Source organism: Streptomyces sp. NPDC088261 (assembly GCF_044740805.1).
Taxonomy (GTDB): Bacteria; Actinomycetota; Actinomycetes; order Streptomycetales; family Streptomycetaceae; genus Streptomyces.
Window position 1 is genome coordinate 136,962 of record NZ_JBIURL010000009.1, and the last position, 20,078, is coordinate 157,039.

Below are 20,078 nucleotides of genomic sequence, written 5' to 3' on the forward strand. Positions count from 1 at the left end.
GGCAGCGATCCTACCGGCCCACCGTCACCGTGCGGAGCGCACCATGTCGGAGAAGAGGCGGTGCAGGCGGTGGTCGCCGGTCAGCTCGGGGTGGAACGACGTCGCGAGGGCCGTTCCCTGCCGTACGGCGACCACATGGCCCCCGTACTCCGCCAGCACCTCCACCTCGGCGCCGACCGACTCGACCCAGGGGGCCCGGATGAACACGCCCTCCACGGGGCCGCCTTCGACACCGGTGACGTCCACGGACGCCTCGAAGGACTCGTTCTGCCGCCCGAAGGCGTTCCGGCGCACGATCATGTCGATCCCGCCGAGCGTCTCCTGCCCGGACCGGGGGTCGAGGATCTTGCCGGCCAGCAGGATCATCCCGGCGCAGGTGCCGTAGACGGGCATCCCGTCCGCGATCCGCGCGCGGAGCGGCTCCAGCATCCCGAAGAGCACGGCCAGTTTGGACATGGTGGTGGACTCGCCGCCGGGGATCACCAGACCCTCGACCGCGGCCAGTTCCTCCGGGCGCCGTACCGTCCTGGCCACGGCGCCCGCCGCGGCCAGGGCGGCCAGGTGCTCCCGGACGTCACCCTGGAGGGCGAGGACCCCGATCACCGGCGCCGCCGGGGTCTCGGGGGCCGCCTCTGGGATCACAGCCTCAGGGATCACAGGGGTGCTCATGGGTGCTTACCAGCCACGCTTCGCGTAGTGCTCGGACTCGGGGAGCGTGTCGATGTTGATGCCGACCATGGCCTCGCCCAGGTTCCTGGACGCGTCCGCGATGATCTTCGGGTCGTCGTAGAACGTGGTCGCCTTCACGATCGCGGCGGCCCGCTTGGCCGGGTCGCCCGACTTGAAGATGCCCGAACCGACGAAGACACCCTCGGCGCCGAGCTGGCGCATCAGCGCCGCGTCCGCCGGGGTGGCCACGCCGCCGGCCGAGAAGAGCACCACGGGCAGCTTGCCGAGCGCGGCGACCTCCTGGACGATCTCGTACGGCGCGCGCAGCTCCTTCGCGGCGGCGTACAGCTCGTTGGAGTCGAAGCCGCGCAGCCTGGCGATCTCGTTCTTGATCTGGCGCAGGTGGCGGACCGCCTCCACGACGTTGCCCGTGCCGGCCTCGCCCTTGGAGCGGATCATCGCCGCGCCCTCGGCGATACGGCGCAGGGCCTCGCCCAGGTTGGTGGCGCCGCAGACGAACGGGGTGGTGAAGGCCCACTTGTCGGAGTGGTTGACCTCGTCGGCCGGGGTGAGGACCTCGGACTCGTCGATGTAGTCGACGCCGAGGGACTGGAGGACCTGCGCCTCCACGATGTGGCCGATACGGGACTTGGCCATGACCGGGATCGAGACGGCCTCGATGATGCCCTCGATCATGTCGGGGTCGGACATGCGCGCCACGCCGCCGTCCTTGCGGATGTCGGCGGGCACCCGCTCCAGCGCCATCACGGCGACCGCGCCGGCGTCCTCGGCGATCTTGGCCTGCTCGGGCGTGACCACGTCCATGATCACGCCGCCCTTGAGCTGCTCGGCCATACCGCGCTTGACGCGGGCGGTGCCGGTCTCGGGGGACTGGGGGGAAGCGGATGAAGTGGACACGGAAGCGACCTCACTGGCTGAAAAGGGTGGACGGAAACGACGTCATCGTCATCCCTGAGGAAACGCCCGGTGGGCGGTCCACAGCAAGAGCCAATGTGGTGCCGGTGGATCGTTCTCGGCCTCCGGGCGGGGCGAGTGGACCCTTCTCAGCCGCTTCCCGGGCGGTCCGCCAGTGCCACCGGCGGCTCGTCGTCCATCTCGAAGGCCAGCGGGAACGGCGCGTGCCCGGCGAGCCGGAACCAGCGGACCTTGCGGTGGCGGCGCAGGGCGCGGGCGGCCCGTACGGCGTCGTTGTGGAACCGCCGCGCCATCGGTACGCGCCGCACGGCGGCCGCGAGTTCGCCGGCGGCGTCCTCGCCGCCCGGGGCGGCCCGTACCGCCTCCACCTGCTCGGTCTCCCCGAACACCGCGCGCAGCGCCTGGCTCAGCTCGCTCTCCGCGACCTCGCGCTGCTCCTCCTCGGCCTGCCGGGCCGCGTGCGCGGCCTGGTACAGCACGATGGACGCGGCGGGGTCGAGGACGCCGGAGGTGGCCAGCTCCTGGGTGACCGAGGCGCGGCGCAGCAGCTGGGCGTCGAGGGCGGCGCGGGCGGCGTCGATGCGGGCGTGGAGGCGGTCGAGGCGGCCTGCGGTCCAGCTGAGGTAGAGGCCGATCGCGATGACGGCGACGGCGATCCATACGAGGGTTGGGGTCACGGGCCGCAAGGTTACCGGCGTGGGGGGTTGGGGGGTGCGGGGGCGTTGGGGGGGCGGGGGTGTGCGGTGCCGTGGGGGGGGCGGTGCCTGCGGCGCTTTCCCCTACCCGCCCCTTCCCGGAACCGGGGCTCCGCCCCGGGCCCCGGTGTCCTCAATCGCCGGACGGGCTCAAAGGGGCTGGCCAGGGCTGAGATCCGCGGAATCAGTCCCTCGTCGCGCCCAGGCCGAATCTCGCCCTCAAGCCCGTCGTCCGTTCGTCCGTCGCCACCGATGCCGCGCCGTCCGTCACCGTCTCGTACACCGCCAGGATGTCCGCGCCCACCGTCGACCAGTCGAAGCGCCGTACGTGCGCGCTCCCCCGCTCGCGCAGTTGTGCGCGGCGGGACGGGTCGCCCAGGAGGCGGACCGCCGAGGCCGCCAGGGCGTCCGCGTCCTCGTTGCGGAACAGTTCGCCCGCCGAGCCCTGGTCGAGGACCTGGGCGAACGCGTCCAGGTCGCTCGCCAGCACCGCCGCGCCCGCCGACAGCGCCTCGACCAGGATGATGCCGAAGCTCTCGCCGCCCGTGTTGGGGGCGACGTACAGGTCGACACTGCGCAGCAGCCGTGCCTTGTCCTCGTCGCTGACCATGCCGAGGAACTCCACCCGCGAGCGCATCGCCTTGGGCAGGGACTCGACCGCTTCCTTCTCGTCGCCCCGGCCGGCGACGAGCAGTCTTGTCTCCGGGTACGCGCCCAGGATCTTCGGCAGCGCCCGCATCAGGACGGGAAGGCCCTTGCGCGGCTCGTCGATGCGCCCGATGAAGCCGATCGTGCCGCCCTGCCACGCCGGATCGGCCTCGGCCTTCGCGAAGAAGTCGACGTCGACGCCGTTCGGGATCACCACGGCGTCCCCGCCCAGGTGCTCCACCAGCGTCCGGCGCGCGTACTCGCTCACCGCGATCCGCGCGCTGATCTTCTCCAGCGCGGACTGGAGGATCGAGTACGCCGCGAGCATGGCGCGCGACCGGGGGTTCGACGTGTGGAACGTCGCCACGATCGGTCCCTGCGCCGCCCAGCACGCGATCAGGCCCAGCGACGGCGACGTCGGCTCGTGGATGTGGATCACGTCGAAGTGCCCGTCGTGCAGCCACCGCCGTACCCGCGCGGCCGACAGCAGCCCGAAGTTCAGCCGGGCCACCGACCCGTTGTACGGGACGGGCACCGCGCGCCCCGCCGACACCACGTACGGCGGCAGCGGCGTCTCGTCGTCGGCGGGCGCCAGGACGGACACCTCGTGCCCGAGCCGGATCAGATGCTCCGCCAGGTCCCTGATGTGGAACTGGACCCCGCCGGGCACGTCCCACGAGTAGGGGCAGACGATCCCGATCCTCACACCGGCCCCCCGCGCGACACGCCGTCGGAGCCGGACCGGGACCCGGCGCCGGGCGCCCCGGACGGTTCAAGGTCCGCGACCCACAGCCTCTGCAACATGTGCCAGTCCTCCGGATGCTCGGCGATCCCGCCGGCGAAGACGTCCGCCACCGCCTGTGCCATGACGGACGTCTTCTCGGCGCGCGTGCCTGACTCCGGCACCCCGACCGGCGGATGGACCCGCCCCCGCATCACCGGGGAGCCGTCGTACCAGAGCGTCACCGGCAGCAGCAGCGCCCCCGTCTGCTGCGCGAGCAGCGAGGGTCCCGCCGGCATCCGGGCCGTGTCCCCGAAGAAGTCGACCTCGACGCCCGACGCCGACAGATCTCGGTCGGCGACCAGGCAGACCAGACCGCCGTCCCGCAGCCGCCGCGCCAGCGTCCCGAAGGCGGAGCCGCCGGTGTGCGGCAGCACCTCCATCCCCAGGCTCTCGCGGTACGCCACGAACCGGTCGTACAGGGTCTCGGGCTTGAGCCGCTCGGCGACCGTCGTGAACGGCACCCCCAGCGCGCGCGTCACCCAGACCCCCGCGAGGTCCCAGTTGGCCAGGTGCGGCAGCGCCAGTATCACGCCCCGCCCCGACGCCAGCCCGTCCGTCAGATGGTGCACGTCCTGGGGGTCGAAGCCCGCGCTCACCCGCTCCGCGCTCCAGGTGGGGAGCCGGAACGACTCCATCCAGTAGCGCATGTACGAGCGCATCCCGGCCTTCGACAGCTCCGCGAGCCGCTCGGGCCCCGCCCCGGGCACGACCCGCGCCAGATTGGACTCCAGCCGCAGCACGCTCTTGCCGCGCCGCTTCCACGCCGTGTCGGCGATCGTCCGGCCGAGGGCGGCCGCCGCCGGCTCCGGCAGCGTCTTGACCGTGCTCCAGCCCAGTCCGTACAGCCCGTCCGTGACCCGGTCGCGCACCCCGCTCATGACGCGGCCTCACGCCCCTGCGAACCGGACCCGGGGCCCGCGGCCGAGGCGGCCTCGGCCGCCGCTGCCGCGTCGGCCTCCGCGGACTCCCGCCGTACGGTCACCACCCGCTGCGCCAGCGTCACCGCGGAGCCCACCGCGACGATCCACAGCGCGATCGGCAGCAGGATCTCGATCCCGGGGACCCCGAAGGTCCGGTGGAATCCGGCCAGGCCCGCCGCGACCAGCGAGATGACCAGCCGCTCCGCCCGCTCCACCAGCCCGTTGACGGCGACCGGCAGGCCGATCGACTCCCCCCGGGCCTTGGTGTACGAGACGACCTGGCCGCTGGCCAGGCAGAAGATCGAGACGGCGCACAGCATGTTGTTGTCGCCGCTGCCCGCGTACCAGAGGGCGAAGCCCCCGAAGATCGCGCCGTCGGCCACCCGGTCGAGCGTCGAGTCCAGGAAGGCGCCCCAGCGGCTGGAGACGCCGGCCTGCCGCGCCATGTTGCCGTCGACGAGATCGGAGAAGACGAAGAGCGTGATGACGATCGTGCCCCAGAAGAACTCCCCGCGAGGGAAGAAGACCAGCGCACCCGCCATCACTCCGGCCGTACCGATGAGCGTGACCGCGTCCGGACCGACTCCACGCCGGAGCAGAAACGCGGCGAACGGCGTGAGGACACGCGTGAAAAATGCACGCGCGTACTTGTTCAGCATGGCCTTCCCGACGGTCGTTGTACCGCGCGGCCCCGACGGCCACCGGCTGGCCCATCGTAGCCACGCCCGCGGCGCGCCACCGCCGCCCCACCCGCACCGGGCGCCGGACGGCATCGGGCGCCCGGTGGCGAAAGAGCGCCAACTCCCCTGACGTGGACCGCGTACCGCCGTTACGCTGAGGTGCCCAGCTCCGCAGGTGAGCCGGGCGCTCTGACCAGGAGACAGGCCGCGGCAGCGGATCCTTGCGGCGAGGGGGCGGCAGTGGCGAGTGACGGTTTCGACTTCAGCCCGGGGGCACAGGTCCCGCTCATGGGGTCGGACGGACAGACCGCGGCGACGCACGCCCTCGCCTCGGCGGCCTACCGGGACAGCCCGGTCGAGGAGATCCTCAAGGCCGACAACGAATGGCACAAGTCCAGCGTCTCCAAGGGCAGATTCTCGCTGATGGAGCCGAATCTGGGCGAGGCGTTCGCACGCGCCGTCCAGCTCAGGACCCTCGGCGGCGGGCGCGGCGCCCTCATCCAGTCCTTCGGCACCGAGTCCCGGACCATCGTCGAGCACTGCCTCGCGGCGAACGGGATACGGAAGGAACGGGACAAGAAGCTCACCGCCGTGACCGCCGTGTTCGGCCTGCTGTTCCTGCCCGGCGCCCTGCTCTGGCTGGGCGTCTTCCAGCTGCGCCGTACGCTCGCCGGGGCCAAGGACCGGCGTGTCGGGGCCATGGGCTCGGCCCTCCTGATCGCCGTCGGTGTCCTCGCCGTCATCTTCCTGATCGCGCTCCCCTTCGTCGGCGTCCTCGGCTGGTACCTGCGCGGCATGATCGTCGCCCCGGTCATCGGCTGGTGGCTGGCCAAACGGATCTGCGAGTCCACCGCGAAGGACCTGCGCTCCCGCTGGAGCGCCCTGCTGGCCGGCGGCGGCATCGGCGCGAAGATCCCCGAGGCCGTGCCGGGGAACCCTGGCGACGCGAGCCGCGAGGAGCTGCGCCAGGGCCTGGAGAAGCTCACCGCCGAGCAGCGGTCCAACGTCGTCTTCTACGCGGGCCCCAAGGGAATACTGGGTATGGGCACCCGCTGGGGCAGCTGGCAGCTCGCCGAGGACCTCGTCCCCAAGGACCCGGCCAAGGAGATCCACCAGTTCCGCAGTTACGACGTCATACGGGCCATCCACGACCAGTTGAAGCTGCTGGAGCGCGGCCCCCTCAACTCCGGTGGTTTCCCGCCGCCTTCGGTCAAGCACTGGATCGTCGCGGCGGTCGGCGAGGGCGCCGGTTCCGTGAGCCGCCCCGACGGCCAGGACGTGGAGGCCTACCAGGTCAAGAGCCACGAGATACAGCGGATCTGCAACCAGCAGCAGTTCGGCAGCGGCAACCGCCACTACCTCGGCGTCCAGTTCAACCTGTGGGACGGCCAGTTGGTCATCACCATGATGATCAGCGTCACCGTCCTCTACCAGACGCTGCGCATCGAGGTCACGGGCCACGCGCTCGGCCCGGTGCACTCCCTCTTCACCAGCGGGCCCTCCCCCAAGAGCCGTACCGTCGCCAAGCCGGTCCGCTTCTGGGAGACCGTCGACCGGCCGCTGCCGCTGGTCGAGCCGAAGGAAGCGGTCCGCCTCGCGGTCCGCGCGCCCTTCACGTGGTACCCGCCGCTGCTCGACCACCTCGGCGGCAAGCTCGGCCTGCCCGAGCCGTTCGGCCTGCGGCACGCCTGGGCCGACCAGCCCTGGCGCCACCGCTTCATGGCGGACGACGCGATGCGGACCGCGACCCCGGTTCTGCGGGTGGCCCACGCCGCCGCGATGAAGGTCCTGGACGAACACGGCGTGGATACCACGAACTTCGGCAGCAGGGCGTCCGCGCTCGGCGGGGCCGTACAGGACCCGAGCCCGCGGAAGGCGGACGCCTACGACGCGTGAGCCGGCGCCCCCGGGCCCGCCCCGCCTCCGCGGTGGTGGACGGGCCGGGGGGCGGCTACGGCTGTACGGGCCAGGCCGCGGCCAGCATCGCCCGCGTGTCGGCCAAGAGCTGCGGCAGCACCTTCGTGTGCCCGACGACCGGCATGAAGTTGGTGTCGCCACCCCAGCGGGGCACGACGTGCTGATGCAGATGCGCGGCGATCCCCGCCCCGGCCACCGAGCCCTGGTTCATCCCGATGTTGAAGCCGTGCGCGCCGGACGCCGTACGGAGCGCGGTCATCGCCCGCTTGGTGAACAGCCCCAGCTCGGCCGTCTCCGCGTCGTCCAGCTCCGTGTAGTCGGCGACATGACGGAACGGCACCACCATCAGGTGGCCGCCGTTGTACGGATACAGGTTCAGCACCGCGTAGACGCGGTCCCCCCGCGCGATGACCAGCCCGTCCTCGTCGGACTTCGACGGGATCGCGCAGAAGGGACAGCCGTCGCCGGCCTCCGGTCCGGTGGGCTTGTTCTCGCCCTGGATGTACGCCATCCGATGGGGCGTCCACAGACGCTGGAACGCGTCCGGGGTCCCCACACCGATCTGCTGCTCCGGCTCACTCGTCATGCTGTGCAGCATATGACTTAGGACGGGGGAAGCGTGTCGCCGGGCCTCCGCCGGACCGGCCCCCGCGATGCTGGGGCGATGCACGTCAGGAACGGCCCCGAACGCCGGCTCCGCTGGGAGCGCCGCATGGACCTGCCGCTGTTCATGGGCTCGGCGGTCTTCCTCGGCTGCTACGCGATCCTCGTCCTGGCCCCGCACACCAGCGCGGTGTGGCGTGACCTCGCCCTGGCGGGTGTCCTGCTGACGTGGGCCGTCTTCCTGGTGGACTACCTGGTACGGCTGATCCTCAGCGGCCAGGGACGGCACTTCCCGCGCAAGCACTGGCTGGACACGGTGGTGCTGGTCCTGCCCCTGCTGCGCCCGCTGCGCATCGTGAAGACGTACAGCGCCGTCCAGCGCCGCCGGGACCGCCCGCGCCTCAGCCTGTACGCCAGGGTCATGGCGTACGCGGGACTCAGCGCCCTCCTCCTGGGCTTCGCCACCGCCCTCGCCGTCTACCAGCAGGAGCGGGGCGCGCCGGGCGCGACGATCCGTACGTTCGGCGACTCGGTGTGGTGGGCGTCCTCGGCGATCACGACGGTGGGGTACGGGGACGTGACCCCGGTGACGCCGTGGGGCCGGGTCTTCGCGGTCGTCCTGATGGGGTGCGGGCTGGCGCTGCTGGGGGCGGTGACGGGGTCGTTCTCGTCGTGGCTCATCCAGGTTTTCGGCCGGGAGGACCGGGAGAGGCCCCCGGCGGGCTGAACGCCCGCCGGGGGCCTCGTACACGTGCTGTCAGGTGTCAGACCTGGACGCGGCGCTCCACCACGTCGAGCAGCTTCGCCAGCGCCTCGTCGCGCGGGATGCCGTTCTCCTGCGACCCGTCGCGGTAGCGGAAGGACACCGTGCCCGCGTTCATGTCCTCGTCGCCGACCAGGATCATGAAGGGGACCTTGAGCTTCTGGTGGTTGCGGATCTTCTTCTGCATGCGGTCGGAGGACGCGTCCACCTCGACCCGCAGGCCCTTCTTCTTCGCCTCGGCGGCGAAGCCCTGCAAGTACTCGACGTGGGCGTCCCCGATCGGGATCCCCACCGCCTGCACCGGCGCCAGCCACGCCGGGAACGCGCCCGCGTAGTGCTCCAGCAGCACCGCGAAGAACCGCTCGATGGACCCGAACAGCGCCCGGTGGATCATGACGGGCCGCTGCTTGGAGCCGTCCGGCGCGGTGTACTCCAGGTCGAAGCGCTCCGGGAGGTTGAAGTCGAGCTGCACGGTCGACATCTGCCACGTACGGCCGATGGCGTCCCGCGCCTGCACCGAGATCTTCGGCCCGTAGAAGGCCGCGCCGCCCGGGTCGGGGACCAGCGGCAGCCCCTGCTTCTCGGCGACCTTGCGCAGCGTCTCGGTCGCTTCCTCCCACGCCTCGTCGGTCCCGACGTACTTCTCGGGGTCCTTGGTCGACAGTTCCAGGTAGAAGTCTGTCAGACCGTAGTCACGCAGCAGGTTGAGCACGAAGGTCAGCGTCGAGTCCAGCTCGTCCGCCATCTGCTCCTTGGAGCAGTAGATGTGCGCGTCGTCCTGGGTGAAGCCGCGCGCGCGGGTCAGGCCGTGCACGACGCCCGACTTCTCGTACCGGTACACCGTCCCGAACTCGAAGAGCCGCAGCGGCAGTTCGCGGTACGACCGCCCCCGGGCGTCGAAGATCAGGTTGTGCATCGGGCAGTTCATGGGCTTGAGGTAGTAGTCCACGCCCTCGTCGAGCTGCATGGGCGGGTACATGCCGTCCGCGTACCAGTCGAGGTGCCCGGACTTCTCGAAAAGGCGGCCCTTGGTGGCGTGGGGGGTGTAGACGAACTCGTACCCCTCCTCCTCGTGCCTGCGGCGCGAGTAGTCCTCCATGGTGCGGCGGATGATGCCGCCCTTGGGGTGGAAGACCGCGAGGCCGGAGCCGACCTCGTCGGGGAAGGAGAACAGGTCCAGCTCGTTGCCGAGCTTGCGGTGGTCCCGCTTCTCGGCCTCGACCAGGAAGTCCAGGTGCGCCTTCAGCTCTTCCTTCGTCGGCCACGCGGTGCCGTAGATGCGCTGGAGCATCGGGTTCTTCTCGCTGCCCCGCCAGTACGCGGCGGCGTTCCGCATCAGCTTGAACGCCGGGATGTACCGGGTGGTGGGCAGGTGCGGGCCGCGGCACAGGTCGCGCCAGGCCAGGTCGCCGGTCTTCGGGTCCAGGTTGTCGTAGATGGTCAGCTCGCCGCCGCCCACCTCGACGTCCGCGCCGTCGTCGGTCGACGCCGAGCCCTTGATGCCGATGAGTTCCAGCTTGTACGGCTCGTCGGCCAGCTCCTCGCGGGCCGCCTCGTCCGTGACGACGCGGCGGGAGAAGCGCTGGCCGCGCTTCTGGATCTCCTGCATCTTCTTCTCGATGACCTTGAGGTCCTCGGGGGTGAAGGGCCTCGCGACGTCGAAGTCGTAGTAGAAGCCGTCCTTGACCGGCGGGCCGATGCCCAGCTTGGCCTCGGGGAAGATCGCCTGCACGGCCTGCGCCATCACGTGCGCGGTGGAGTGGCGGAGGATGTCGAGGCCGTCCTCGGAGGAGATGAGGACGGGCTCGACGGTCTCGCCGTCGGCGATCTCGTACGCGAGGTCCTTCAGCTCGCCGCCCACGCGCGCGGCGACGACGGTGCGCTCGCCGGGGAACAGTTCGGCCGCCGTAGTGCCCGTCGTCACCACGCGCTCTTCCCGCTCGGAATCGCGTTGGATGATCACACGGACGTCTGACACCGGACTCTCCTGACTGCACGGGGCGCGCACGTCCTGTTTTCCGTGCGCATCAGGAATCGTACCGAGCCCGGGCCGTCACCCACTAAACGGTTTCCGCGTCGGCCTCCGGATCGCGTCCCCCGCCGCATACCTCTTCAAAGAAGTCCAGGTTCTCCTGGAGCGATTTCATCAGCCGGTCGCGCTCCGCCTCGTCCACCTGGACGGGCACCACACCGCTGGCGTCGGAGAGCCTGCGGAAGCCGCCCCGGCTCTCCAGCCGGCCGACGACCCGGATGGGCAGCCCGACCAGGTGCGCGTGTCCGGCGATACGGTACGCCTCCTCGTCGAGCGCGACCCGTACGTGCGGGATCTCCGCCCCGGCGAGGACCCGCAGCCGTACGGATCCGGCGCCGCGCGGTCCGGCCCGGCGCATCCGGATGACGGAGCCGGTGATCCGTACCGGCATGGAGGGCTCGTCGCGCAGGTAGCGGCGGCCCGCCTCGCGGAGCGCGGGCAGGTCGCCGGGCGAGAACTCCACCGGTTCGGGGCGGGGCACGCAGCCGTCGGGGACACCGGCGCCGGGGGCCCAGGCCAGGGTGATACGGGCGCCTTCCGTGCCGCGTACGAGAGCGACCAGGGCGTCGGTCAGCTCGCGGCTGACCCCCGCCTGGACGGCGGTGTCGAACGCCTCCATGCCGCCGGTGGCGCGCTGGTAGTCGACGGCCTCGCGGGCGGCGTAGAGGGCGTGGTGGAGGCGGACGGCGACGGCGCGGCCGTCCGTGACCGGGACGAAGGCGGTGAGTTCGCGTCCGCCGGGGGCCGGTCCGACGAGGATCCCTTCGAGGGAGGCCTGGGCCCGGCTGCGGTGGCGGGCTCCGTGGTAGCCGGCCCTGCTCCGCACAGCGAGCGCACCGGCCAGCAACAATTGCCGGGCCGCCGCGCGCAGTTGTTCCTGTACGGTCCAGGCCGCCGCCCCCGAGGGGCCCTGCGGCACGTCGCGCCACCAGCGGATCTCGTCGCTGGGGACGGTGAGGCCGACGAGGACTTCGCGGGCGGAGGGGGCCGCGCTGCGGGCGAGGGCGGTGAAGGCCTCGGCGAGCAGGTCGTCGCAGTCGGGGAAGGCGCGGCTCTCCGGCACCAGGAGGCTGGTGCCGCCGCCGGCGGGTGCCGGGGGTGTCCAGCGGGTGTAGCGGCCGGGGGCGCCGCCCCGGCGGCGCCAGCCGTGCCGGGCGAGGAGGGCGCCGAGGACGGCGGGGTCGGTCCGCGCGGGGTCGGGGGCCAGGGCGCCCGTCCAGAGGCCCGGCGGTTCCGCGGCGGGGTGGTGCGCGGGGCGGGGGCGGGCCGCCCAGGGGGTCACCCCGCCGGCGGGCTCGTCGGACGGCCGGTGCATCACGGTCTCCCTCCCGACCCGACGCGGGTCATGATCTCGCAGAGCGCCCGGTCGTCGAAGATGCGCGCGGTGGGCACCCGCACGGTCGTCCGGTGGCGGCCGGTCACAGGGTGGCCCGCCAGGTTGATCCAGTAGCAGCAGTGTCTGAGGTCGAGGCGGTCGTGCCCGGCGCGCAGCCACTCGTCCTGGGTGCGGGGCACGATCATGACGACCAGGATCTTGTGCACCGAGACGGGGGTGCGGGCCAGTTTCACCAGGTGCGCGTTGTCGAGGGCGAAGGAGAAGGCCGGGCCCGCCGGGTGCGGGGCAAGTTGGTAGGTGCTCTTGAGCTGGACCTTGATGGTCACCTCGTCGTCCACGGCGTGGCCGGGTGAGCTGTGGCTGACGTGCCAGTCGATGCCGGTGTCGGGGAAGGGCTGGCTGAGTGAGCAGCCGGCCGCGGCGGCGACCGCGTGGAGGTAGCCCACCTGGAGGGTCTCCATGCAGGCGGTGGTGGCGAGTGCTCCGCGCAGCGGTGCGGTCCGCTCGGGCAGCAGCCCGCCCGGTTCGGGCTGCGCGAGAGCCATGGCTCTGGGTGCCTTCCGGGCCGTACGGATGAGTCGGGGGCGACGGGCCGTCAACGTCCGTGTCCGTCCCTTGTGTTGTCACCGTCCGGCGTCCTCCGTAAACGGTGCGTACCGCATGTCGTGTCCGGGTATCACCGGTTCGGGCAGAGGACGGACGCCATCTGCCCGATACGCGCGAGGAGTTCGGGGATGACGCGTTGGTACGAAGGCCCGCTGGCCGCATTCGACACGGAGACGACGGGGGTGGACGTCGAGGGGGACCGGATCGTCTCGGCCGCCCTCGTGGTCCAGGACATGGCGGGGGCGAGGCCCCGCGTGACGCGGTGGCTGATAGACCCGGGGGTGCCGGTGCCTCCCGCCGCCACCGAGATACACGGTCTGACGGATGATTTCCTGCACCGCAACGGGCGGTGGCCGGCGCCGGCGGTGGAGGAGATGGCGCGGGCGCTGGCCGAGCAGTGCGCGGCGGGCCGGCCGCTGGTGGTGATGAACGCGCCGTTCGATCTGACCCTGCTGGACCGGGAGTTGAGGCGGCACCGGGCGTCGTCGCTGGGGCGGCATCTGGAGAACGTGCCGCTGTGCGTGCTGGATCCGCGGGTGCTGGACAAGCACCTGGACCGCTATCGCAAGGGCCGCCGTACGCTCACGGATCTCTGCGCCCAGTACGGCGTGGAGCTGGAGGGCGCCCATGACGCGGCGGCCGACGCGCTGGCGTCGCTGGAGCTGGTACGGGCGGTGGGGCGGCGGTTCGCCTCGCGGATGGAGCGGCTGTCGGCGGCGGAGCTGCACGCGCTCCAGGCGGTGTGGCACGCGGCGCAGGCGCGGGGGTTGCAGGCGTGGTTCTCGCGCAACGGCACGGAGGAGTCGGTGGATCCCGCGTGGCCGCTGCGCCCCGAGGTGCCCGCGGCGGCAGCCTGAGGGGCGGGCGGTCCGGGCACGTTCCGGGCACGTCCGGGCACGTCCGGGCACGTCCGGGCACGTCCGGGCACGTCCGGGCACACAAAAGCCGGTCCGTCGGGGACGGACCGGCTTTTCCCGGTGGGCGATACTGGTTTCGAACCAGTGACCTCTTCGGTGTGAACGAAGCGCTCTCCCGCTGAGCTAATCGCCCGGGAACGCCTTGAACCATACAGGCCCGGACGGGTCGGCTTCAAACCGGAGGGGACGTACTCACCGGGGATCTGAGTAGGCGTGCCGATGGCACGGGCTGTGGCGCGGACCACACTCGCTGCCATGACACAGGTACTACGGCCCGACCACGAGCTGGTGATCCTCGATCAGGAGCTGGCCCGACTCGACGCGCGCAGGGGGCAGTTGCTACTGCGCAGGTCCTACCTGGTGAGCCTGCTGGCGGGCGCCGGGCCGTCGGTGGGACCGGCATCCGGGTGGGGATCCGGGTGGGTGGCGCCCGGTGGCGGGGGCGGCGCGCGGCGGCCCGAGACGTCCCCGCCGGGGGTGCGGCATGTGCTGCTGACGCTGGGCGGGGTGCTGCTGGCGATCGCGGCCGTGGCCTTCACGCTGGTCGGCTGGGGCCAGATGGGGATCGCCGGCCGGTCGGTGGTGCTGGGGGCGGTGACGGTCCTGGCGCTCTCGGTGCCCGCCCTGCTGGTGCGCCGGGGGCGCGGTGCGACGGCGGAGGCGGTGGCCGCGCTCGCGCTGGTGCTGACGGTCCTGGACGCGTACGGCCTGTACGCGACGGCCCTGTCCGGCACGCCGCCCCTGGGGTACGTGGCGGGGGCGGCGGCCGTGCTGGCGGCGCTGTGGGCGGGGTACGGGCGGGTGGTCGGCGGGCTCCGCGTTCCGCTGCCCGCCGCCGTGGTGGCCGCCCAACTCCCGCTGCCGCTGGGGGTGTCGGCGGCGGGGGCGCCGGTGTCGGCGACGGCCTGGGCGTTGTTCGCGACGGCCGCGCTGGACGTGGCGGTGGTGGTGTGGGCGAAGTCTGCCCCGGTACGGGGTTTCGCGGCGGCGGGCGCCGGGGTGGCCGGGGCTCTGGCGCTGCTCACGGGCTGCGAGTTGTCGCTGACGGCGGGGTCGCCGGTGGCCGCCGCGGGCCCCGGTGTGCTGCTGCTCGCGGGGGCGGCGCTGGGCCTGTTCGCCGCGCTGCGCCTGCCGGGTGGGGCCGTCGGGTGCGCGGGGGTGTCGGGTCTCGCGGTGATCGCGGCGGTCGGCGGGGTGCTGCGCCCGGGGGTGCCGGACAGCTGGGCGGTGCCCGCGTACGTGCTGGGCGCGGTGGCGCTGGCGGCGGTGACGGTCCTGGTGCCTGGGGTACGGGGGAGGCTGCCGCGCCCGGCGGTGCGGGGACTGGTCGGCGTCGCCGGGGGTGTCGGGGCGTGCTCGGTGGTGTGGGCGCTGCCGCTGGTGGCGTTGGCCCTGGGCGGTGGCGTGAGGCAACTCGCCGGCGTGTGGGCGGGCGCGCCGGGCGGGGCACGGGCGGCGGCCGGGGCGGACTTCCCGTGGTCCGGCCTGACGGCCGCTCCCCCGGTGCTGCTGATGGTGGCCGGGGCGCTGGGGGTGGCGTACGGGCGGACGCGGGGGGCGGCGACGGCCGGGGCCCCGGGCGCGGATGCCGACGCGACCACCGGGACGGCCGCCGGTCCGGCGACCGGTGCGGACCGGGTGCGGGCCGCCCTGCTGTCCGGGGTCGTGGCGCTGGTCTGGGCCGCCCTGCTCGTCCTGCCGCTGACGCTGGACCTCGGGTTCGGCGCGGCGCTGGTGGTCCCGCTGGTCCTGACGGCCCTCGCGCTGGCACTCGTTGTCCTCGCCGGCCGTATCGGGGCTCCCCCGCACGGTCCGGTGACGGTCACGGCCCTGTGCTGCGCCCTGGCCGCCGGGGCCGGGGCCGCGCTGCTGTCCCTCGCGACCCGGCCCGCGACGGTGACGGTGCTCGCCACCCTGACGCTTCTGCACGCGGGAACGGCGGTGGCCATGGAGTACGTACGGCGGCCGGAAGCGGCCCCGGAGGCGGCCCTCGCCCCGCTCCGGGTGCTCGTCCAGGCGGTGCTCGGCTGCGGGGCCGTCGTGTACGCGGCGGGGCTGGCCGTGGCCGCCGGCGCGGCGGCGGGGTGGTCGGCCGAAGGGGTGGCGGTGCTCGTGCTCGTCGTCCCGGCCCTGGTGGCGCTGCTCGGCGCGCGGCTGCGGCGCCACCCGGTGGCCGCGCCCGTCGAGCTCGCCGGCGCGGGCGCGGGCGCGCTCGCCGTGGTCCTGGCGCTGGGCCGGGCCCCGGTCCTGGCGCTGGTGCTCGCCCTGTGCGGGGTGATCGCGGCGGGCACGGCGGTACGCGCGGAGCGGCGGGCCGTGGCGGGGTACGCCGCGACCGGGCTGTTCGTCCTGGCCTCCTGGGTGCGGCTCGCCGCCTCCGGGGTGGGGGCGCCCGAGGCGTACACCCTGCCGGTGACCGTCCCCGCGCTCGCCGTGGGCCTGCTGCGCCGCCGGCGCGATCCCGAGGCGTCGTCGTGGACGGCGTACGGGCCCGGTCTGGCCGCCACGCTGGTGCCGAGCCTGGTGGCGGTCTGGGGCGATCCGCACTGGGCCCGGCCGCTGCTGCTGGGGCTGGCCGCGCTCGCGGTCACGCTCGCCGGTGCCCGGCTCCGCCTCCAGGCGCCGCTGGTGCTGGGCGGCGCCGTTCTGGCGCTGGTCGGGCTGCACGAGCTGGCGCCGTACGTCGTCCAGGTGGTGGGCGCGCTCCCCCGCTGGCTGCCGCCGGCCCTGGCCGGACTGCTGCTCCTCGCGGTGGGGGCGACGTACGAACACCGCCTGAGGGACGCGCGCCGGCTGCGGGACGGCCTGAACCGCCTGCGCTGACCCGATGCCGGCGGCGAGAACGACCGAGGCCCGCGGACCTGTGACAGGTCCGCGGGCCTCGGTTCCGGGTGGGCGATACTGGGTTCGAACCAGTGACCTCTTCGGTGTGAACGAAGCGCTCTCCCACTGAGCTAATCGCCCGGGAACGCACCGCACACATTACCCCATGTCAGCGCCGCTCCCCGCCGTGCGCGGGGCGCCGGCGGGCCGGTCGGGGTCAGCGGTCGATGTTCCACGGCAGGACCCAGCCGAAGTACCAGAGGTAGACCGCGGCCGCCGCGGCGAGGAGCGCGACCCCGATGCTGGTGAGCACGATGTTCCGCCGCCGGACCTTGGGGTCCATCGCCTTCTGGGCGGCTTCCGTGACCTTCCGCTTGGTCCAGCGGAGCACCAGCTGCGCCCAGACGAACTCGGTCGCCCAGATCGCCATGCCGCCGAAGATGATCAGCCAGCCGGGGCCCGGGAGCGGCAGCAGGACGACGCCCCCGCCGACCACCGCGAGCCCGACGATGAAGACGCCGACCTGCCAGCTCAGATGCAGCGGCCTCGACGCCTTGATGAAGCCGGGCGCCCGGGAGCCCAGCTCCGCCGTCCCGGTCCGTTCGTCCCCGGTCTTCCGGACCCGCACCAGATGCGCCCCGGATTCAACTTTTCCGTGGTCCGCGCCGGCGTCCGCCGTAGCCGTCGGTACGACGACGTCCCCCCGCTCGTCACTCTCCGCATGCATAACCCCCAACCTACCGGAATCGGTCACGTCACCGGAATGGCGGTATGGCCTGAAGTCACGCACCGCTGTACGAGCTACCCCAAGGATCACAAAACAGACAGAGGGGTTTACAACGACACCGTAGGTGGCATGTCGATTTCGCCGACGTGCGAATCCCCGAGCGCACACTGAGCGAAAGGCCCTGGCGCTTATGAACACCACGGTCAGCTGCGAGCTGCACCTGCGCCTCGTTGTATCGAGCGAGTCCTCACTGCCTGTACCCGCGGGCCTGCGGTATGACACGGCCGATCCCTACGCCGTGCACGCCACCTTCCACACCGGAGCCGAAGAGACGGTCGAGTGGGTCTTCGCCCGCGACCTTCTCGCCGAGGGGCTGCACCGGCCCACCGGCACCGGCGACGTCAGAGTCTGGCCGTCGCGCAGCCACGGTCAGGGCGTCGTCTGCATCGCTCTGAGCTCTCCGGAGGGCGAGGCCCTGCTCGAGGCCCCGGCGCGGGCCCTGGAGTCGTTCCTCAAGCGGACCGACGCCGCGGTGCCACCGGGCACCGAACACCGCCACTTCGATCTCGACACGGAACTCTCGCACATCCTGGCCGAGAGCTGAGCCAGGCCGAGGGCCGCTCGGCGCCGTCCGACTCGGGGAGACGGCGCCGCGCAGACAACCGCATACGGAGCACACCGGCGCCGTCGCCGCGGACCCACCGCGGCGACGGCGCCGGTGCGTCCGCCGCCGCCCGCTCGTGCGCCCGCGTACGCCCGTGCGGGCACCGGTGGCCGAGCGAGGCCACGCCCGCCCCGTACAGCGGCTAAAGTCGGCGGGATTCGGCGGGCACCGGCCCGCAGCAGGCCAGGGAGCGGATCGTGCTGATTCCCCACGACACCAGGATCGCCCTCGACACCGTGGTCGATCTGGTGAACACCGCGCCGGACGGCGACGCGGCGGAGGTCACGCCCGACGGGCTCGCGGATGTGGCGGCACTGCACACGTTCGTACGGGAACACAGCGTCAGCGGGGTGGAGGAGCTGGGCGTCCGCGATCTGCGGGCGGTGCTGGACGTACGGAAGCGGTTCGCGGACGTGTTCGGGGCGCCGGACGCGCCGACGGCGGCCGCCCTGATCAACCAGCTGGTGGCGGGCGCGGGCACCACCCCGCAGCTGACCGACCACGACGGCTACGACTGGCACGTCCACTACTTCGCGCCGGGCGCCTCGGTCGCCGACCACCTCGCCGCCGACTGCGGCATGGCCCTGGCCTTCATCGTCGTGGCGGGCGAACAGGAACGGCTGCGGCGCTGCGAGGCCCCGGACTGCGGGCGCGCGTTCGTCGACCTGTCACGCAACCGCTCCCGGCGGTACTGCGACAGCCGCACCTGCGGCAACCGGCTGCATGTGGCCGCGTACCGGGCGCGCCGCAAGGAAGCGGCCGGCTGAGCCGCGCGGGCCGTCGCGCACCGTTCCTCACAGCAGGAACAGGTCATGGACGGCCGCCATCAGCAGCAGGGCGCCGATCACCGTGAGGAAGATCATCAGGGGCGGCTGGGAGAGCGCGAAGAGGCAACCGCGCTGTTCATCGGTGGGTGCCGGGGTCTGGTCCCGGGAGGTATCGAGCATCTCGGGGCGATGATGACGTACCCCGGAGGGCGCTGATGACCAACACGCGTCTTCGGCGCGGTAGTTCATCATATTCCGTGGAAACCCGTCCGGCATTCAAGACGGGGGCCGCTCAGGGGCCCTTTTCGGCGGTGTGGGCACCTGGGACGTGCTGGGGAGTACGGGCCCCCGGGCCCGGGCTCCTCAGAGGCCGTGCTTCTTGAGGATCGCCTCGATGTCGCTGAAGTCGTCGCCGGACCCCTTGGCGCGCGGCGCGGGCCGCGGCTCGGCCCGTACCGCCGGGCTGCGGCCCGGGAGGGAGGGCGCGGACGCCGCCGGGGCGACCGCCTCGCGCCGCGCCGCCTTCGCGGCGGCCCTGCGCTCCTTGCGGGTGCCGCCCCTGCGCCGTTCCACCGCCCGGGTCGTCAGGAAGAGCAGCCAGGCGACGCCCAGCACGACGAAGCCGAGCCAGGCCACCGGCGAGAAGGCCGTGTGCGCGACCCATTTGACGACGCCGGTCATCACCAGACCCACCGGGACCAGGGAGTACGCCGCGATGCGCGTCGCCGACAGGAACCGCTTCCGGTACGCCGTCACGGCGGCGATACCGAGGCCGGCTGCGGACACCGCGGAGAAGATGGTCTCGGCAATCATCGGGTCCTCCAGGCAGGCCGGGTCGTCGTCGGAACGTGTTCTGCATCCACTGTGCACCTGGTGGGGCGGTCGGGGCCACGCAACGGGGTGACCTCAGGGAGATCTCGGGGGTGTCCCGGGGCTTCCTCCTCCCTGGGGTGGGGGCGGGGGGCTCCGGGGTCGCTTCTCCGTTCCGGGTGGTTGGGCCGGGGGCGGCCGGGCTGGGAGACTGCCGTCCATGAACGATTCCGCCCCCGCCGCCCCCGTCCTCCTCGACTTCTGGTGCGAGCTCCAGTGTCCCGACTGCCGCCACGCCCTGGACGACCTGCGGGCGCTGCGCGAGCGGTACGGGAGCCGGCTGGAGACCCGGCTGCGGCACTTCCCGCTGGAGAAGCACCGCCACGCGTTCGCCGCCGCGCAGGCCGCGGAGGAGGCCTTCGAGCAGGGGCGGGGCTGGGCGTACGTGGAGGCCGTCCTGGCCCGTACCGACGACCTCGCGGCCAAGGGCGAGCCGGTGCTGCTGGAGATCGCCGGGGAGCTGGGCCTGGACGCCGAGGAGTTCGACACCGCCCTGATCGACGGCCGGCACATCCTGATCGTGGACGCGGACCAGGCCGAGGGCAAGGCGATCGGGGTGACCGGCACGCCCACGTACGTCGTCGACGGCGAGCGGCTGGACGGCGGCACGAGTCAGGAGGGACTGCGGGCCCGGATCGAGGCGATCGTGGACCGGGTGGTGGCGCGGGAGGACGCCTGACCCGGGAGTCGGGCGTCTCGGCCTCGTGGCCCTACAGCGTCG

General features: G+C 72.8%; 20 protein-coding genes and 2 tRNA genes. 7 read left to right on the forward strand and 15 right to left on the reverse strand.

Translation table 11 applies throughout. The features are described 5' to 3' along the window. Positions 1 to 24: 24 nt before the first annotated feature. From pdxT to pgsA, 6 genes are all read right to left on the reverse strand, one after another. The gene (gene pdxT / locus ACIODU_RS19280; protein WP_401768943.1) at positions 25 to 669 is read right to left on the reverse strand and encodes a pyridoxal 5'-phosphate synthase glutaminase subunit PdxT; all 645 of its coding nucleotides are present in this window, start codon (positions 667 to 669) and stop codon (positions 25 to 27) included. Between the two features lie 6 nt (positions 670 to 675). Next, a complete protein-coding gene (gene pdxS / locus ACIODU_RS19285; RefSeq protein ID WP_356424726.1) occupies positions 676 to 1,587 on the reverse strand; it encodes a pyridoxal 5'-phosphate synthase lyase subunit PdxS in 912 nt (303 codons plus the stop codon). Between the two features lie 146 nt (positions 1,588 to 1,733). Then, positions 1,734 to 2,282, reverse strand: a complete 549-nt coding sequence (locus ACIODU_RS19290) for a hypothetical protein (RefSeq protein WP_356424729.1) — start codon at positions 2,280 to 2,282, stop codon at positions 1,734 to 1,736. A 202-nt stretch (positions 2,283 to 2,484) separates the two neighbouring features. Next, a complete protein-coding gene (locus ACIODU_RS19295; protein ID WP_401768947.1) occupies positions 2,485 to 3,654 on the reverse strand; it encodes a glycosyltransferase family 4 protein in 1,170 nt (389 codons plus the stop codon). Beyond that, on the reverse strand, positions 3,651 to 4,610 hold the full coding sequence (locus tag ACIODU_RS19300) for a phosphatidylinositol mannoside acyltransferase (RefSeq protein ID WP_356424735.1): 960 nt from the start codon (positions 4,608 to 4,610) through the stop codon (positions 3,651 to 3,653). Before ACIODU_RS19300 ends, ACIODU_RS19295 begins: the two co-directional genes overlap by 4 nt. Then, a complete protein-coding gene (pgsA, locus tag ACIODU_RS19305) occupies positions 4,607 to 5,311 on the reverse strand; it encodes a phosphatidylinositol phosphate synthase (protein ID WP_356424738.1) in 705 nt (234 codons plus the stop codon). The genes ACIODU_RS19300 and pgsA overlap by 4 nt, the downstream gene beginning before the upstream one ends. Before the next feature lie 261 nt (positions 5,312 to 5,572). Here pgsA and ACIODU_RS19310 point away from each other — a divergent pair, with 261 nt between their 5' ends. Next, positions 5,573 to 7,228 (forward strand): hypothetical protein, encoded by a 1,656-nt coding sequence (locus ACIODU_RS19310; protein ID WP_356424741.1) that lies wholly within the window; start codon positions 5,573 to 5,575, stop codon positions 7,226 to 7,228. A gap of 55 nt (positions 7,229 to 7,283) precedes the next feature. On the opposite strand, the gene ACIODU_RS19315 is transcribed toward ACIODU_RS19310, so the two are convergent. Beyond that, entirely contained in the window at positions 7,284 to 7,847 is a 564-nt protein-coding gene (locus ACIODU_RS19315; RefSeq protein WP_161312579.1) for an HIT domain-containing protein, read from the reverse strand. Positions 7,848 to 7,913: 66 nt separating this feature from the next. Between ACIODU_RS19315 and ACIODU_RS19320 the strand changes: the two genes are divergently transcribed. Beyond that, the gene (locus ACIODU_RS19320; RefSeq protein ID WP_401768952.1) at positions 7,914 to 8,579 is read left to right on the forward strand and encodes a potassium channel family protein; all 666 of its coding nucleotides are present in this window, start codon (positions 7,914 to 7,916) and stop codon (positions 8,577 to 8,579) included. A 37-nt stretch (positions 8,580 to 8,616) separates the two neighbouring features. On the opposite strand, the gene thrS is transcribed toward ACIODU_RS19320, so the two are convergent. From thrS to ACIODU_RS19335, 3 genes are all read right to left on the reverse strand, one after another. Next, positions 8,617 to 10,593, reverse strand: a complete 1,977-nt coding sequence (gene thrS, locus ACIODU_RS19325; RefSeq protein WP_401768955.1) for a threonine--tRNA ligase — start codon at positions 10,591 to 10,593, stop codon at positions 8,617 to 8,619. A gap of 82 nt (positions 10,594 to 10,675) precedes the next feature. Next, a complete protein-coding gene (locus ACIODU_RS19330; protein WP_356424750.1) occupies positions 10,676 to 11,962 on the reverse strand; it encodes a hypothetical protein in 1,287 nt (428 codons plus the stop codon). Then, entirely contained in the window at positions 11,962 to 12,528 is a 567-nt protein-coding gene (locus ACIODU_RS19335) for a DUF4365 domain-containing protein (RefSeq protein ID WP_356424753.1), read from the reverse strand. Before ACIODU_RS19335 ends, ACIODU_RS19330 begins: the two co-directional genes overlap by 1 nt. Before the next feature lie 189 nt (positions 12,529 to 12,717). On the opposite strand from ACIODU_RS19335, the gene ACIODU_RS19340 reads away from it, so the two are divergent. Continuing rightward, the gene (locus tag ACIODU_RS19340) at positions 12,718 to 13,446 is read left to right on the forward strand and encodes a 3'-5' exonuclease (protein WP_401768959.1); all 729 of its coding nucleotides are present in this window, start codon (positions 12,718 to 12,720) and stop codon (positions 13,444 to 13,446) included. A 121-nt stretch (positions 13,447 to 13,567) separates the two neighbouring features. On the opposite strand, the gene ACIODU_RS19345 is transcribed toward ACIODU_RS19340, so the two are convergent. Next, positions 13,568 to 13,639: transfer RNA gene (locus tag ACIODU_RS19345), tRNA-Val, on the reverse strand. Positions 13,640 to 13,761: 122 nt separating this feature from the next. Between ACIODU_RS19345 and ACIODU_RS19350 the strand changes: the two genes are divergently transcribed. Further along, positions 13,762 to 16,329, forward strand: a complete 2,568-nt coding sequence (locus ACIODU_RS19350; RefSeq protein WP_401768962.1) for an SCO7613 C-terminal domain-containing membrane protein — start codon at positions 13,762 to 13,764, stop codon at positions 16,327 to 16,329. A 69-nt stretch (positions 16,330 to 16,398) separates the two neighbouring features. On the opposite strand, the gene ACIODU_RS19355 is transcribed toward ACIODU_RS19350, so the two are convergent. Together ACIODU_RS19355 and ACIODU_RS19360 are read right to left on the reverse strand one after the other, a co-directional pair. Next, positions 16,399 to 16,470, reverse strand: a tRNA-Val gene (locus ACIODU_RS19355). Between the two features lie 76 nt (positions 16,471 to 16,546). Further along, positions 16,547 to 17,056 (reverse strand): TIGR02611 family protein, encoded by a 510-nt coding sequence (locus tag ACIODU_RS19360; protein ID WP_401768965.1) that lies wholly within the window; start codon positions 17,054 to 17,056, stop codon positions 16,547 to 16,549. Positions 17,057 to 17,246: 190 nt separating this feature from the next. On the opposite strand from ACIODU_RS19360, the gene ACIODU_RS19365 reads away from it, so the two are divergent. After that, complete coding sequence (locus ACIODU_RS19365; RefSeq protein ID WP_003959770.1) at positions 17,247 to 17,660, forward strand: SsgA family sporulation/cell division regulator; 414 nt, start codon at positions 17,247 to 17,249, stop codon at positions 17,658 to 17,660. 257 nt (positions 17,661 to 17,917) lie between these two features. After that, the gene (locus ACIODU_RS19370) at positions 17,918 to 18,487 is read left to right on the forward strand and encodes a CGNR zinc finger domain-containing protein (RefSeq protein WP_356424766.1); all 570 of its coding nucleotides are present in this window, start codon (positions 17,918 to 17,920) and stop codon (positions 18,485 to 18,487) included. A 27-nt stretch (positions 18,488 to 18,514) separates the two neighbouring features. On the opposite strand, the gene ACIODU_RS19375 is transcribed toward ACIODU_RS19370, so the two are convergent. Both ACIODU_RS19375 and ACIODU_RS19380 read right to left on the reverse strand, forming a co-directional pair. After that, positions 18,515 to 18,667: a hypothetical protein gene (locus tag ACIODU_RS19375; protein ID WP_167034211.1), complete on the reverse strand. Its 153-nt coding sequence runs from the start codon at positions 18,665 to 18,667 to the stop codon at positions 18,515 to 18,517. A 183-nt stretch (positions 18,668 to 18,850) separates the two neighbouring features. Then, a complete protein-coding gene (locus ACIODU_RS19380; RefSeq protein WP_401768968.1) occupies positions 18,851 to 19,300 on the reverse strand; it encodes a hypothetical protein in 450 nt (149 codons plus the stop codon). A 217-nt stretch (positions 19,301 to 19,517) separates the two neighbouring features. Here ACIODU_RS19380 and ACIODU_RS19385 point away from each other — a divergent pair, with 217 nt between their 5' ends. Then, entirely contained in the window at positions 19,518 to 20,036 is a 519-nt protein-coding gene (locus tag ACIODU_RS19385; protein ID WP_401768971.1) for a DsbA family protein, read from the forward strand. Positions 20,037 to 20,078 lie beyond the last annotated feature (42 nt).